Origin of the sequence: Marinobacter sp. (assembly GCF_041690455.1) — a bacterium.
GTDB lineage: Bacteria > Pseudomonadota > Gammaproteobacteria > Pseudomonadales > Oleiphilaceae > Marinobacter.
The window spans coordinates 1-14256 of sequence record NZ_JAWLHI010000033.1 but is presented as its reverse complement, the minus strand read 5'-3'; the positions used below and the strand labels follow the sequence as shown (position 1 = coordinate 14256).

12 protein-coding genes are annotated in these 14256 nt (G+C 59.1%); 6 read left to right on the top strand and 6 right to left on the bottom strand.

Annotation, left to right across the window (positions count from 1 at the left end; genetic code table 11):
- Positions 1 to 28 precede the first annotated feature (28 nt).
- Positions 29 to 1192: an ABC transporter substrate-binding protein gene (locus ACESMW_RS09780; RefSeq protein WP_372986873.1), complete on the bottom strand. Its 1164-nt coding sequence runs from the start codon at positions 1190 to 1192 to the stop codon at positions 29 to 31.
- Positions 1193 to 1475: 283 nt separating this feature from the next.
- Here ACESMW_RS09780 and pedF point away from each other — a divergent pair, with 283 nt between their 5' ends.
- The 3 genes from pedF to ACESMW_RS09765 all read left to right on the top strand — a co-directional run bounded on the left by pedF (position 1476) and on the right by ACESMW_RS09765 (position 4902).
- Complete coding sequence (pedF, locus tag ACESMW_RS09775; RefSeq protein ID WP_372986844.1) at positions 1476 to 1904, top strand: cytochrome c-550 PedF; 429 nt, start codon at positions 1476 to 1478, stop codon at positions 1902 to 1904.
- 76 nt (positions 1905 to 1980) lie between these two features.
- Positions 1981 to 2937, top strand: coding sequence for a substrate-binding periplasmic protein (locus ACESMW_RS09770; protein ID WP_372986843.1), 957 nt, complete (start codon positions 1981 to 1983; stop codon positions 2935 to 2937).
- A gap of 189 nt (positions 2938 to 3126) precedes the next feature.
- Positions 3127 to 4902, top strand: coding sequence for a PQQ-dependent methanol/ethanol family dehydrogenase (locus ACESMW_RS09765; RefSeq protein ID WP_372986842.1), 1776 nt, complete (start codon positions 3127 to 3129; stop codon positions 4900 to 4902).
- Positions 4903 to 4955: 53 nt separating this feature from the next.
- Here the strand turns inward: ACESMW_RS09765 and ACESMW_RS09760 are convergent, their stop codons facing one another.
- The 3 genes from ACESMW_RS09760 to ACESMW_RS09750 form a co-directional block, all read right to left on the bottom strand.
- The gene (locus tag ACESMW_RS09760; protein WP_372986841.1) at positions 4956 to 5741 is read right to left on the bottom strand and encodes an ABC transporter ATP-binding protein; all 786 of its coding nucleotides are present in this window, start codon (positions 5739 to 5741) and stop codon (positions 4956 to 4958) included.
- Positions 5741 to 6556, bottom strand: a complete 816-nt coding sequence (locus tag ACESMW_RS09755) for an ABC transporter permease (protein ID WP_372986840.1) — start codon at positions 6554 to 6556, stop codon at positions 5741 to 5743. The genes ACESMW_RS09760 and ACESMW_RS09755 overlap by 1 nt, the downstream gene beginning before the upstream one ends.
- Before the next feature lie 181 nt (positions 6557 to 6737).
- On the bottom strand, positions 6738 to 7772 hold the full coding sequence (locus ACESMW_RS09750) for an alpha/beta fold hydrolase (RefSeq protein ID WP_372986839.1): 1035 nt from the start codon (positions 7770 to 7772) through the stop codon (positions 6738 to 6740).
- 148 nt (positions 7773 to 7920) lie between these two features.
- On the opposite strand from ACESMW_RS09750, the gene glnT reads away from it, so the two are divergent.
- The 3 genes from glnT to ACESMW_RS09735 all read left to right on the top strand — a co-directional run bounded on the left by glnT (position 7921) and on the right by ACESMW_RS09735 (position 12063).
- Positions 7921 to 9279: a type III glutamate--ammonia ligase gene (glnT, locus tag ACESMW_RS09745; protein ID WP_372986838.1), complete on the top strand. Its 1359-nt coding sequence runs from the start codon at positions 7921 to 7923 to the stop codon at positions 9277 to 9279.
- Positions 9280 to 9406: 127 nt separating this feature from the next.
- Positions 9407 to 10276 carry a bile acid:sodium symporter family protein gene (locus tag ACESMW_RS09740; RefSeq protein WP_372986837.1) on the top strand — a complete coding sequence of 290 codons (870 nt, stop codon included), beginning with the start codon at positions 9407 to 9409 and terminating at the stop codon, positions 10274 to 10276.
- 128 nt (positions 10277 to 10404) lie between these two features.
- Positions 10405 to 12063, top strand: a complete 1659-nt coding sequence (locus tag ACESMW_RS09735) for a hypothetical protein (protein ID WP_372986836.1) — start codon at positions 10405 to 10407, stop codon at positions 12061 to 12063.
- 83 nt (positions 12064 to 12146) lie between these two features.
- On the opposite strand, the gene ACESMW_RS09730 is transcribed toward ACESMW_RS09735, so the two are convergent.
- Together ACESMW_RS09730 and ACESMW_RS09725 are read right to left on the bottom strand one after the other, a co-directional pair.
- Positions 12147 to 13331: a helix-turn-helix transcriptional regulator gene (locus tag ACESMW_RS09730; protein ID WP_372986835.1), complete on the bottom strand. Its 1185-nt coding sequence runs from the start codon at positions 13329 to 13331 to the stop codon at positions 12147 to 12149.
- Positions 13332 to 13530: 199 nt separating this feature from the next.
- Entirely contained in the window at positions 13531 to 14145 is a 615-nt protein-coding gene (locus tag ACESMW_RS09725; RefSeq protein ID WP_372986834.1) for a TetR family transcriptional regulator, read from the bottom strand.
- Between the last annotated feature and the right edge of the window lie 111 nt (positions 14146 to 14256).

The following is a 14256-nucleotide window of genomic DNA, read 5'->3' as shown; positions in this document are numbered from 1 at the left end:
TGTTCTAAAAAACGTACCGCCAGGGCGGTCAGTCGTTGATCCGACACTCGCTTTCCGGCTCGTCGAAGCCCAGGGTGTCCATTTCGGTATTCGGGTGCAGGAAGCCTTCAAAGGGGGCGCGGGCAACCAGACCTCTGGGATGGACCAGGGGGATCGGCTGTCTCAGCTGACCATTCCAGTCACGGAAGGTCAGCTTGCGACCTTTGAACGCGGCCAGCTGGAACTTGTCGCTGAACAGGAAATTACGGATATCTCCGGGGCTAGCGGTACCCAGATCGGTGACCGCAATGCCGATTGAGCGAATCGCAGCCCAGGCGGCGTAGTCTTCACTGTTCATGTCCCGGCCGGCCAGCTCGCGGAAACGGTTCTGTAGCTGCGCCGCGCCCCAGCTTTCCACCACCCGATGCCAGGTCACCGGCGACATGCCCTGGGTACCGACTACCGGCCGGGGTAGCCAGGTGTTGAACGGCACATACTCGCCGAAATCACCACGGACATCGGCCACGACCACGGCGTCATAGTCGCTGGCCTGGGTAAACAGCGGCAGCTCTTTGGAAGCCGTGCGGCGCAGGTCGGCATCAAAGGTCCAGGGTTTGTCCTCCACGATTTCCAGCCCGAAGCGCCTGGCGGAACGGCGGAAGGCGTCGGCCCAGCCCTTATCGGCTTCGGTGGGACCCGTTATCAGGAACACCTCATCCCAGCGCCGCTGGTACAGCCACTGGCCAAGGGCATCGGTGAGCATGGCGTAGCTGGGCATGGTGTGGAGCAGGTTGGCGTGGCACTGGCCGGTGCGCAGGGCATCGTCCTTGGCGCCAGCGTTGAAGATCAGGGCGGTGTCGCCGGCTTTCTCCGTGATGGTCTTCAGGGTCTCCGCCGGTGCGTTCACAACGAACAATTCAACGCCGCTCTCTCGCATGGCGTCGAAGGCGGCAATGGCAGCTTCTTCGGAGTCCGCAACTTCGCTTTGAAAGGTATAGCTCTGGCCCAGGAATTTGCCGGTGGTGCTGTTATCTGCGATCGCCAGCTCGGCACCCCGCAGGCCCGCGTCTTCCGGTTCCGGAATGACATTGGAAAGCACCGGGCCGGAATCCGGTACCCACTGGATGTAACCGATCGTCACCTGCAAGGGGGCAGCCTGTACCGAGAGCACCAGGCTGAGCCACAAAAGTGCGGTCAGCCCGAGCAGGCGCATGAGTTGATTGCGTGGCATGAAAAGAGCTCCCCGTTTGTTTTTATCGTTCTCCCGAGCTTAGAGAGTGGGGCTCCGGCCTGAAATATTCAGAAAGTACGAATCGGGCAGTACCAAAGTAGGAAATTGGGGCCCGGATACCGCCCGATTACTACCAAGGAACTACATCAAATCCTCCAAAGTGGCATTCGGATCGGTGAAGCAGGTTCCTAGACTGGTAAGCAGCGAGTTGGCAAGCCACAAATCCAATGGCCAACCCACGGGGAACCAATCAGAGGTAGCAACAATGAAAACACCTTTTGCAATCAGACCGATTCTGGCCCTTGTTCTGGCCGGTGTAACCGGGTTCGTCATGGCCCACGGCAATGTCACACCGCAGGAGGTGGATACCGGAAACCTGCCATCCCTCGGTGATGAAGTGCGCATGGAAAACCCGTTCCGGGAGGGCAACGAGTACGCTGATTACCAGGTGGAAGCGGTGAAGATCGGCGAAAGTGCCTACGCCGGTAACTGTGCCAGCTGCCACGGCATCCGCGCCATGTCCGGTGGCCTGACCCCGGATCTTCGGGAGCTGACACAGTGGGACGACGAGTACTTCATCAACCGCGTGCGCAATGGCACCGATCGGGGTATGCCGTCCTGGAAAAAGAGCCTGGACCAGAATGCCATGTGGGCGATCCGGACCTATGTGGAATCACTGCCCAAGCCTGAATGATGCATCGGCCCCATCCGCTGCTGATGCCTGAACCCGGGCCGGCCCTGTGCCGGCCTGTCGTCGTTGGGAGAAAACAATGAAAATACTGTCTCGCATCCTTGCCTTTCTGCTTCTCACTCAGGTTGCCCTCGCCCAGGAAATAGACGACGGAGACGAACTCCTGAACCGGCCGGCGGAGCGAACCTACGACATCATCCTCGAGTCCGGCTACCTGAAAGTGGGCGTCTACGAGAATTTTCCTCCCTATTCCTATGAAGTCGATGGTGAACCCCGCGGCATCGATATTGAGCTTGGGCGCAGGATTGCCGAGGAAATGGGTGTCGACTTTATCGTCCACTGGATTGTTCCGGATGAAAACCTGGGGGATGACCTTCGCAACAACGTCTGGAAGGGCCATTACCTGGCCAAGCGCCGGCTTGCCGACGTCATGCTACGGGTTCCCTACGACAAGACCTATGCCTACATGCAGGACTCCACCGGGGAATACATCAATGAGCAGGTGGTGCTGTTCGGTCCCTATCAGCAGGAAACCTGGCAGATCGCCTACAACCCGGAAAAGCTGGACTCGGTCGAGACTGTCGCCGTCTTCCAGTACCACCCCATTGGCGTGGAGATCGACACCCTGCCGGACTTCTACCTCACCTCCGGGCTGGGTGGACGCATGCGCGAACAGGTCCGCCACTACCCCAATGTCCGGGCCGCTTTTCAGGCCATGCGCGAGGGTGAAGTCAGCGCGGTGATGGGTATGCGGGCGGAGATCGATCATGAGCTGGCGAAGGAGGAAAACGCTGCGTTCAGGGCCGCCGGCAACGGTTTCCCGGGCATCGGCAAGCAGGTCTGGGATGTGGGTATGGCGATCAAACACACCCATCGCCAGCTGGGTTACGCCCTGGAGGCTATCGTCGACAAGCTGGTGAAAAGTGGCGAGTTGAATGAGCTGTTTGCCAGTCAGGACCTGCGCTACAGCGTGCCCGGGTACTACCGGGATTTCCTGGATGAGCAGGCCATCGCCCGGGCTGAGGGTGAGCTCTGAGCGACCAGCCCGCCCCTGTAGCGGGCTTTTTTTGAAGTAGTACTACCAAGTGATGAGAAAACCTGTTCGGGGGATTAATTGTTGCTCTTGCCACTAGGGAGAAGAATCACAAAAGAGGCGGGAAAGTTCCCGGTTCGCCCTGAAACGAACGCAAGAGAACCGAAAACAAGAGAATTGGAGAGCGCAACCATGAGAACCAACAAGTTCGGGATCCGCATTGCCGCCAGTGCCCTGGCGCTGGCCGTGTCATACGGGGCCCAGGCGGTAACCGACGAGGATATCGTCAACGATCACAAGACACCTGAAGATATTGTCAGTTACGGCATGGGTACCCAAGGCCAGCGGTTCAGCATCCTGGAAGATCTCAACACCGATAACGTTCAGCACCTCCAGCCGGCCTGGGCGTTCTCCTTCGGTAGCGAGAAAATGCGCGGCCAGGAGTCCCAGCCGCTGATCAAGGATGGCGTGATGTATGTCACTGCTTCCTATTCCCGCGTTTACGCCATTGACGCCAAAACCGGTGAGGAAATCTGGCAGTACGACGCCCGCCTGGCGGACGGCATCATGCCCTGCTGTGACGTGGTTAACCGGGGTGTTGCCCTGTACGACGACAAGGTCATTTTCGGAACCCTGGATGCCAAGCTGGTGGCCCTGAACAAGGACACCGGCAAGCCCATGTGGATCAAGAAAGTGGCGGATTATCAGGCGGGCTATGCCATTACCGCCGCTCCGATCGTGGTCAAGGGCAAGGTGATCACAGGGGTGTCCGGGGGTGAGTTCGGCATCGTCGGCAAGGTGGAAGCCTACGACGCCAATACCGGTGAGCTGGTCTGGATGCGCCCGACCGTTGAAGGGCACATGGGTTACGTCTACAAGGACGGCAAGAAAATCGAGAACGGCATCTCCGGCGGCAAGCCCGGTCAGACCTGGCCCGGGGATATGTGGAAGAACGGCGGTGCGGCGACCTGGCTGGGCGGCACCTACGATCCGGAAACCGACTCCCTGTTCTTCGGTACCGGCAACCCGGCGCCCTGGAATTCCCACCTGCGCCCGGGGGACAACCTGTTCTCCTCTTCACGCCTGGCCATCGATCCTGATGATGGCAGCATCAAGTGGCACTTCCAGACCACCCCCCACGACGGCTGGGATTACGACGGCGTCAACGAGCTGATCTCCTTCGATCTGAACGAGAATGGCAAGACCATCAAGGCTGCTGCCACCGCCGACCGTAACGGCTTCTTCTACGTGCTGAACCGTGAGAACGGCGACTTCATCCGCGGCTTCCCGTTCGTGGACAAGATCACCTGGGCCGAAGGCCTGGATCCGGAAACCGGCCGTCCGATCTTCACCGACGGTGGTCGGCCGGGTGACCCGGCGGCCACTGACGGCGGCAAGGGCGAGGTAGTCGTGGCCCAGCCAGCCTTCCTCGGTGGCAAGAACTGGATGCCGATGGCCTACAGCCCGGAAACCGAGTTGTTCTACGTGCCTTCCAACGAGTGGTCCATGGACATCTGGAACGAGCCGGTGTCCTACAAGAAAGGCGCTGCCTTCCTGGGCGCAGGCTTCACCATCAAACCGGCCAACGATGATTACATCGGCGTTCTGCGCGCCATGGATCCGAAAACCGGCAAGGAAGTCTGGCGTTATGAAAACACCGCGCCTTTGTGGGGTGGTGTGATGACCACCGCGGGCAATCTGGTCTTCACCGGCACGCCTGAAGGCTACCTGAAGGCCTTTGATGCCAGGACCGGGGAAGAGCTTTATCGATTCAACACCGGCTCCGGGGTGGTTGGCACGCCGGTGACCTGGACCATGGACGGCGAGCAGTATGTCTCCGTCGCCTCCGGCTGGGGCGGTGCGGTTCCGCTCTGGGGTGGCGAAGTGGCCCGCGTGGTCAAGGACTTCAACCAGGGCGGTATGGTCTGGACCTTCAAACTGCCGAAGGATCGTGTTGCATCGAACTGATCTGCGAGTTCGGGTCTTGTGGGGCTGCCTCCGGGCAGCCCCTTTTTTGTGCCTCAGGCCGCCTGATTGCGGGCCGTCTCGCTCACCGAGGCGGTGATATTGGTGAACAGGGCCTTGTCAGTCTCGCCAATTGGGAGATCGTAAGTGATGGTTGCTCCGAAGGCCTGCGGGTCGTGAGGGTCGTTGCGGACCTTGTCGAAAACCAGCAGCCGGGTACCCAGGTAGAACCCTTCCCGAAGATCGTGGGTAACCATGAAAATGGTGGTCCCCGTCTCACGCCAAAGTCTCAGCAGCAGGCCATGCATGTCCGCCCGGATGCCCGGATCCAGTGCGCCGAAAGGTTCGTCCAATAAAAGCACCCGGGGCCGCATGACCAGGGACTGGGCAATGGCCAGGCGCTGCTGCATGCCCCCGGACAGCTCGTGGGGCCATTTGTGGGCGGAAGCGCTCAGGCCGACCGAGTCCAGCATTGCATCCACTTTTTCCAGGGCCTCCTTCCGGGCCTGGCCAAACAGCTTGCCCAGCAGGGGTTTCTGTTCCAGTTCCAGCCCCAGGAGGACATTCTGGCGCACGGTGAGGTGCGGGAACACCGAGTAGCGCTGGAACACAATGCCCCGGTGTCGGTCCGGCTCCCGGGGGAAGGTTTCACCATCCAGCAGTAGCTCACCCCGGCTCTGGGATTCCTGGCCCAGCAGCATCTTCAGGAAGGTAGATTTGCCACAGCCGGATGCGCCCACCAGGGTGCAGAATTCGCCCTGCTTGACCTCAAGGTTCAGATTTTCCAGTACGATCTGGTCGCCGTATTCTTTCCACAGATTCTTGACGGTAATGAAACTCATCAGTGGCCTCCTGCGTTGTACCAGGGGAACAGCCTGCGGTTGGTAAAGCGCAGGCACTGGTCGATGACAATGGCAAGGATGGTGATCCAGATGACATAGGGCAGGATCACATCCATCGCGAGATAGCGGCGCACCAGGAAGATCCGGTAACCCAGGCCCTCGGTGGAGGCGATGGCCTCGGCGGCAATCAGGAACAGCCAGGCCGGGCCCAGGCTCAGGCGCACGGCGTCGATCAGGCGAGGCAGTACCTGTGGCAGGGCCATGCGGGTAATGATCTGCCAGCTGTTGGCACCCAGAGTCTGTATCTTGATCAGTTGTTCCGCCGGCAGTTCCCGAACCCGCTGGGCAACATCCCGCATCATGATTGGCGCGGTGCCGATAACAATGAGCATAACCTTCGAGAGCTCTCCCAGGCCGAACACGATGAACAGGATCGGCAATATCGCCAGGGGCGGGACCATGGACAGGGCCGAGACCAGTGGCGCCAGATTGGCCCGCACCAGGGGCAGCACGCCGTTGAGCAGACCGACCACCAGTGCCATCAACGCGGCCACACCAACTCCAAGGCCCAGGCGCTCCAGGCTGGCGACGGTGTCCACCCACATCAGGTAATCGCCACTGCGCCGGTCCTCCTGGAATGCCATGCGATCCACCGCCGCAGTCATCTGTTCAAGACCCGGCAGCAGCTTGTCGTTGGGGTTCTCCACGAGACGCTGCTGGGAGGCGAGGCCATAAATGAGCAGGATTGCCAGGAAGGGCAGCACACCAAGCGCGGTGGCGGCGAGCCGGCCGGGGGTGCGGTTGATCAGTCGCATGATGTTTCTCCTCTGGTCACAGAACACGGCACTGGAATCGCGTGCAATCCAATCTCCCGGGCGCCATTGCCCGTCTTTGCAGGCACCGTGCCAGCGTTGGCTGTTCCCTTGTGACAGGGGTTCCGGGCCGGTCTTGGGATGTTGGGACGCACTGGATCAGTGCGTCCTGGTCGAATCGTGGTCATGGATGCGCCCCATCCTGGAGCAGGCTGCGGGCGACTGACAGAATGTGAGCGTGGGAGGCGGGATCCCTTCCCGGACCGCCTGCAATATGACCGTAGTCTGATGCCAGCACCTCGCAGCGGGCGCCGGGCATCCCCTTGGCATCGCTTCTGGCATCGGTTTCCGTGAAGTAAAGGTCGGTGGCGCCGGGCATGATACAGGTGGGCATGATGAGCCGGGCGAGGGCGGCCTGGTAGTCACCCTGGAATACCGGGTTGGTGCTGATATCAGCGGACTGCCAGGTGTCCAGCACGGCAAGCAGATCATTGGCGTCCTGGGCCAGGTGGTCCTGTTCCCAGAAATCCAGCAGGTCCTCGATCGTCCGGAAACCAAGTTCGTGATACAGATCCTGGCGGTAGAATGCCTGGGAATAGGCCCAGCCGGCGTATACCCGGCCGAAGGCTTTCAGGCCCCGGGCAGGCGGTCGCCGGTAGCGACCGCCTTCGAAGTCGGAGTCGCACGTCAGGGCTGCTTTTATACCCTCCAGGAAGACCCGGTTGTGGGGATAACAACGGGCCGTGGCACAGGCTGCGAGCACGGCTCCGACCCGGTCCGGGAACAGGCTGCCCCATTGCAGCGCCTGCATGCCGCCCATGGACCATCCCATCACCAGTGCCAGGTCAGCGCCGCCGAACACCTGATCGACGAGTTGCTTCTGCAACATGACATTGTCGTACAGGCTCACCCGTGGAAAACCGGGGCCGGCCTGGTTGCCGGTCGCGTTGGACGGGGACGAGGATTCCCCCGCACCCAGCATGGCGGGAATGACGATGCAGTAGCGTTCGGGATCGAGAGGACCGTCGGAGGTGACCCAGGGGTAGTTCCCCGTTGCTGCACCACCATAGTACGTGGGCAACAGGATCAGGTTGTCTTTTGGGGCATTCAGCTTACCGGTCTGGTGATAGCGGAGCCGTGCACCCTTCAGGATGTCGCTATTGGAAAGGGGCAGGTCGCCGGCCTCGAAATCTTTGATAACCCAATCTGAATCAGTCACTTGAACAGTTTCCTGGAGCCGTTCCCGGTCTCGTCTTTTGGCCTTGAATTGTCACTTACATACACACTGGCATGTAAGTTGAATGAAAGTTTCGTGCCAGACATCAAAACAGCAGGCCCGTCCGACCGGGCCGACACGAGGAAGAGACATGACTGAACTGACCGATACCAAGGCCCTGAAGCAGCAACTGATTGACGCCGGCGTCAAATACGCCATGGCCAGCTACGTGGATATCCATGGCATCAGCAAGGGCAAGTTTGTGCCCGTGGCCCATCTGGGCCAGATGATGGAAGGGTCCGAGCTATACACCGGTGCCGCCCTGGACGGTGTGCCCCAGGACATCTCCGATGACGAAGTGGCCGCCATGCCGGACGCTGATAACCTGGCCATCTGCCCCTGGAACCGGCAGCTGGCATGGTTTCCCGGCAACCTGTACCTGAACGGCCGGCCTTTTGCAGCCTGCTCCCGTAATATCTTGCGCCGGCAGCTCGAAGCGGCCGAGGGCATGGGCTACCGATTCAACCTTGGCATCGAGACCGAGTTCTTCCTGTTCCGGGATACCGAAGACGGTGGCTTCGCGCCCCTGAGTGACCGGGATACCGCAGGCAAACCCTGCTATGACCCGCGCTCGCTGATGGATAACCTGGAAATCATGGACGAGCTGGTGGAGGCCATGAACGAGCTGGGCTGGGACGTGTATTCCTTCGATCACGAGGATGCCAACGGGCAATTCGAAACCGACTTCAGGTACGCCGACGCCCTGACCATGGCCGACCGCCTGGTGTTCTTCCGTATGATGGCCAACGAGATTGCCCGCAAGCACGGCGCGTTTGCCAGCTTCATGCCCAAACCCTTCGCCGACCGCACGGGCAGCGGCGCTCACTACAACATGTCCCTTGCCGATATCAGGACCGGGGAGAACCTGTTCGAGCCCCGGGGAGACGACCTCCACAACTGTGGAATCAGCCGGATCGCCTACCACTTCATTGCCGGAGTGCTGAAACACGGCGCCGCCATCAGCGCGGTGATTGCCCCCACGGTGAACAGCTACAAGCGTCTGGTGCGCCAGGGCAGCATGTCCGGCTCCACCTGGGCGCCGGTATTCATGTGCTACGGCTCCAACAACCGCACCAACATGATCCGCATCCCCGGCGTGGGTGGTCGCATCGAATGCCGGGCGGCGGATATCTCCTGCAACCCCTACCTTGGCTCTGCCCTGATCCTGGCCGCCGGCCTCGAGGGCATCCGTGATGGTCTGGATGCCGGAGCACCGCACCACGAGAACATGTACAACTACAGCGATGCCGAAGTTGCCGAACAGGGCATCGAGTACCTGCCCCGGAATCTGGGTGAGGCAGTGGAGGCCTTCGAGGCAGATCCCCTGGCCAGAGCAGTGTTCGGCGAGGCCATGTTCAATGCCTTTGTGGATTACAAGAAGGGGGAGTGGGAAAGCTACCAGAACCACGTGTCCTCCTGGGAAGTTGACCGTTATCTGAAGATGTTCTGATCGATCAGTCGGTACGGAAAGACCCGGTGGAACAGATATATCCCGGTGGGCAAGGAGAGTGGCTATGATATGGTGAGGCTGGGCCGACCAGCCCCACCGAAAACAACAAAAAGAGAGGAATCTTGCCTTGGAATCCAGTCCACTGATCTCGATCGGGCTGCCCATCTCGCTGTTCATTATCATGGTAGGGATCGGTCTGACCCTTACCGTCAGGGATTTTGGTCAGGTGACCATGAACCCCAGAGGGATGATCGTCGGCACCATCGCCCAGATACTCCTGATGCCCCTGGTGGCCTTCGCCATCGCCCCGATGCTGGGCCTTGGTCCTGCGCTGGCGGTCGGCCTGGTGATCATCGCCGCCTGCCCCGGCGGTACCACCTCCAATCTCTTCGTACTTCTGTCCAGGGGCAACATCGCCCTGTCCATCCTGCTGACGGTGTCCGCCAGTCTGATTACCATCGTGACCCTGCCGTTTTTCACCAACTACGCCCTGCAGATGCACTTTGGTGAAGCGGCGGATATTTCCCTCCCGGTCGGCAAGACCATTGCCATGCTGGTGATCATCGTGCTGTTGCCGGTCGCTATTGGCATGTTTATCCGGACCCGGGCGCCGGAGCGTGCGAAAAAGGCCGAGGGCATGGTCAGCATCTTCGGTGGTCTGGTGCTGCTGGCGCTGATCATTGCGTTGATGTACGGCTCCCGCGACCGCCTGCTGGAACTACTCGCCCAGGCCGGCCCGGCGGCCTTCCTGCTCAACCTGGTGGGCGTGCTCATTGGCCTGGCCAGCAGCCGCCTGTTCGGACTGTCACAGCGGGAATCCCTGGCGGTTGCCGTGGAACTGGGCATCAAGAACGGCACCATCGCCCTGATGGTCACCCTGACCCTGCTGGAATCCTCCGAGATGTCCATCCCGGCGGTGGTCTACAGCGTCATGATGTACGGCTTCGGTGCCATCCTCATTATGATGGGGCGGAGGCTAGTGCCTCATAGTCCATAGGGTCCCCAAGATTGGAGGCTGTGAGCTTCTCCGCACTTATCGCTCGCGGCATACCCAATTTTGGGGATGCGCGGGGAGGTCGAAATTATTAAGTATTACTTTCGGTTATTCCAACAACAGGAAAAATTATGAAAGTAATCAAATTCGGCTCCCTGGCTCTGGCAATAGCACTAAGCGGTTGTGGCGGTGGTGGCTCTTCCTCAAGCACCGTGGCTGAAGGCACCTCGTCACCGGAAAACACCAAAACGGGCATCTTCACGGATAGCGCAGTCGCGAACATCCGGTATCAGACGGCGACCCAGAGTGACTTTACCAGCGCTCTCGGGGAATACGAGTATGTTGAGGGTGAAACGGTAACCTTCAGCATTGGCGGTATTGAGCTGCCCCCGGTACCGGCAACCGGGCGTGTTACGCCCGCTGACATGACCGCTGATATGAGTTCCCCTGACCAGCTGACCAATATCCTGAGGCTGCTGCAAAGCCTCGATGAGGATGGCAACCCCGATAACGGCATCACCATCACCGCTGAAACCCACACGGCGCTGGAGAATGCGCTGTTGGTTGTGGATCAGCCCGCCGCCGATTTTGAATCCCAGTTTACGAATGAGGTGGCAACCCCGGCCAATAAAACGCTGATCAGCGCGGAGGAGGCCGAAGCCCATTTCTATGCTTCCCAGCAGGCTGACCTGCGTGGCAGCTGGATTTTTGTGGAACCCGATAGTGAAAGCAGCAATGGCCAGGGACCGAATGGCGAAGAAATCAATGTGCTGACCTTCCTCGAGGATGGCACCTACATCATTGCCCACAAATATGGCAACGACGATCAGGGAGCGGCAACGGCTGAATGGGGCACGTATAGCTGGGACCCGGCTACCGGGGCACTGACCATCGAGGTGCTCGGTGAGTCAGAAGGCGGCGAGGGCGGCCTGTGTCCGGGATTGGCAGAGGATATAGGGAATTGCACGGAAAACGTGCAACTGGTGGGCGATGAGTTGCATTTTGCCAGCGAGGCAGGGGCAGCGACTCCCTTCCAGTCCATCAAGGATGCCAATAACGCATACGTGGGTGCCTGGTATCTGCCAGAGGGAGATGGTTTCAATGTGCTGACCATTCTGGATGACAGCCATTATGTGATCGCCCATAACGCCAATGGCGAGGTGTACACGGGTGATGATCTTGTGGCCGTTTCCTCAGAATGGGGTAACTACAGCCTCACCAACGGCATCTTCGAGGTTGCCAGCGTCGAAACGGAAACGGATGGCCCGGGCGGACTGTACGATTTCAGCGGTGGCGGTGGTCTGACCGCCTCGTCAACGGTTACAGGCTACGGCGATCTGCAGTTTGAGATTGCGATCGGTGACGCGTTTTCCCTTCAGCGGGTTGGTCGCTTCAGCGTGGAGCTGAGTGATCTGGCCGGTAATACCAGCAGCATGATTGTCGAGCGTACTGGCGGTGTCTTTGCTAACGGAACGGGCAAGAATTTTGAATACGATCTGGTGGGTGAAAACTCTGCAGCCAGGGTTGCCTTACAGTCCAATGGCACCGGTTCGGTCACTTATCTGGTGGATGGTGAAAATACCCTCATCGATGCCTGGGTTGTGAATGCTGGCGGCACTCTCTCCTACGAGGAGACCAATCCTAATGATTCGTCCACGGGTCATTGGGTGTTCGCTCCGATCAAAACCGCCGACGGAAAAGAATGGGCACTGGTAGATTTCCGGCACATTGACGGTACTACCGAGAGCCAGCTGGGCTTTTATGTGAGTGAGCTGAGGCCGCTGCCCTAGTACTCTTGCAGGGCTTCACAGATGTGAAAGTAAAGGGCGGACTTCTATGAGTTCGCCCTTTACTTATCGGTGGCTTACTATTTTTAGCCCAGGGCCCGCACCAGCATCGACACCAGCTCGGTCTGTTTGCGATAGCCGTTTTTCGCCAGCAGGCTCTTGATGTGTTGGCGAGCGGTATGGATGGAAATCTGCTTTCTCTCGGCGACATCACTGGCACTCAGACCCTGGGCCAGATCTGCAGCGACAGCGGCTTCTGCCGGTGTGCACTGGAACAGCGCCTGAAGTCTCTGCTGATCCGGCTCCAGTGATGAGTCAAAACAGAACAGTTCCGCCAACACGCCGTTATTTTCAGCGCTCTCGGCGATCAGGGGTGTCAGGCAGACCGCGATACGTTCATGGCCGCGACTGGAAAATACAGTTTGCGGCGAGAGAATGCCTTTGTGGGAGTGGACGATGCAGGTGGTAATGGCATCCTGTAGCTTGCGGGTAATCCGGCGGTCTGCGCTTTGCAGTCGCTCGGAGCCGGTAATGGACAGGCACCTGCTATTTTCCATAAGAGCCAGGGCCGCGTCGTTGGCCTGGGCTATATTGCCCAGAGCGTTGAAGACGATGAGCGGTTTTTTTACGTGGTTGAGTGCCATCGCCAGGTTTTCATTATCGCTGCGTGTCTCGTACAGCTTCAGGTGCAGGGCCACGGCATTCTCGATATGGGGAGCCAGCAGGTTCATCTGCAGAAGTTCATCATCGGTGTAGGGGCCGAATTCCTTGTGGCGGTTGGCCATGAACACCACATGAGTGCCGTTCTCCCGTGTAACCAGCATTCCAGCGCTATCGCCCATGCCAACCTGCTCGGCCCAGGCGCGGCTCTCCGGGCCAAGAAAGTCGAGAATGGTGCGACTGGTGTCACCACGAAGAAAAGAGTCGAACTGGCGTGGCGGAAGCTGGCGATAACGGGTCAGGGCTTCATCCCGTTCTGGCAGATCACTGTTGATGTACCACTCTTCAAAGCCTTCGGGATAGCCAAAAGTCCAACCATACACCATGCGCTGTGGATTGCTGGTGAGCCCCAGAATGCCACCCTGCAGGGCTTTGAAGTGGTGGCTAAAGGCATCGAAGAATGGTTTGAAACCGGCATTGTCATGCAGGCAGCGGTACAGGGTGCTGACGAGAGTGTTATACGCCTGCAGGTCTTCGCCTCCCAGGGAGGGGAAAGGAAAAGCGAGTTCACCTGAGGACTCTGCAGAGCCGGGAATGTTCGGGTTTGTCACAGCGACGGGCCCTTTCCGTCGGGGCATTCACATTCCGCCGCCAGGCGTTATATGAGGCCACACTATTCTTGACCAGCATCAAAAGATACCGTTTGTTTGGACTCATCCTAGTCGAGTCAGGTAGATGCAAACGTAAAATAAGGTAAAAATATCCTGAATCCCAACTACGTCACACAGCTGAATCGTCAGAATCGCTCAGCTATTCCGGCCTGCCCAGTAGGCGCCAGAACTGGCGCTGGAAAAACGGCATCTCCTGCTTGAGCGAAAACAATCGGGGGGCGAACAACCAGGTCTGGGTAATGCCCATCAAGAAGGTATAACAGAGCAGACCGAGGTTCTCCGGCGGCTCTTCGTTCTCGATCAGTGACCGGGCCTGCGCTTGTGCGGTCAGGGTGTTGAACATGGCAACGATGGACTGGGTGAGTTTCCGTTCCCGTTTCAGTGTCCGGCTCATGGCATCCGTAAGCTCGGTCTTGTTCAGCAGAATCTCGAACGATTGCCGGTATCGGCGATTATTGGCCAGTAGAAATAGCCACTGATCAATAAAATGCGTCATTGCCTCTATGGGCTGATCCCTCATCCCGCCGCATTCCTTCACCAACGCCTCCAAGGGCTCCTGGGAGTAGGCCAGTACAGCCGCGTACAGATCGTCCTTGTTCTCGAAGTGCCAGTAAATTGGCCCACGGCTGCAACCGGCTTCCTTGGCAATCCGGCTGAGGGTGGTCAGCGAATAGCCGTCGCGGCTGAAGAGTTTCAGGGCGGCTTCAAGGACAGCTTGCCGTGTTCTCTCTGCTTCTTCCTTGGTGCGACGCATCGGTTATTCATGTCTCCATTTTACTGTGAGGTCTGGGGTTGGGGTGGGGGAGCCTTTCCAAAACTGTGCGGAGCCATGGATGGCGGAGCTCAAGCGCCACAGGGACGTGCC

Coding starts and splice junctions, on each gene's coding strand:
- ACESMW_RS09780 (WP_372986873.1), bottom strand. CDS start 1,192: ATGCGCCTGCTCGGGCTGACCGCACTTTTGTGGCTCAGCCTGGTGCTC.
- pedF (WP_372986844.1), top strand. CDS start 1,476: ATGAAAACACCTTTTGCAATCAGACCGATTCTGGCCCTTGTTCTGGCC.
- ACESMW_RS09770 (WP_372986843.1), top strand. CDS start 1,981: ATGAAAATACTGTCTCGCATCCTTGCCTTTCTGCTTCTCACTCAGGTT.
- ACESMW_RS09765 (WP_372986842.1), top strand. CDS start 3,127: ATGAGAACCAACAAGTTCGGGATCCGCATTGCCGCCAGTGCCCTGGCG.
- ACESMW_RS09760 (WP_372986841.1), bottom strand. CDS start 5,741: ATGAGTTTCATTACCGTCAAGAATCTGTGGAAAGAATACGGCGACCAG.
- ACESMW_RS09755 (WP_372986840.1), bottom strand. CDS start 6,556: ATGCGACTGATCAACCGCACCCCCGGCCGGCTCGCCGCCACCGCGCTT.
- glnT (WP_372986838.1), top strand. CDS start 7,921: ATGACTGAACTGACCGATACCAAGGCCCTGAAGCAGCAACTGATTGAC.
- ACESMW_RS09735 (WP_372986836.1), top strand. CDS start 10,405: ATGAAAGTAATCAAATTCGGCTCCCTGGCTCTGGCAATAGCACTAAGC.
- ACESMW_RS09725 (WP_372986834.1), bottom strand. CDS start 14,145: ATGCGTCGCACCAAGGAAGAAGCAGAGAGAACACGGCAAGCTGTCCTT.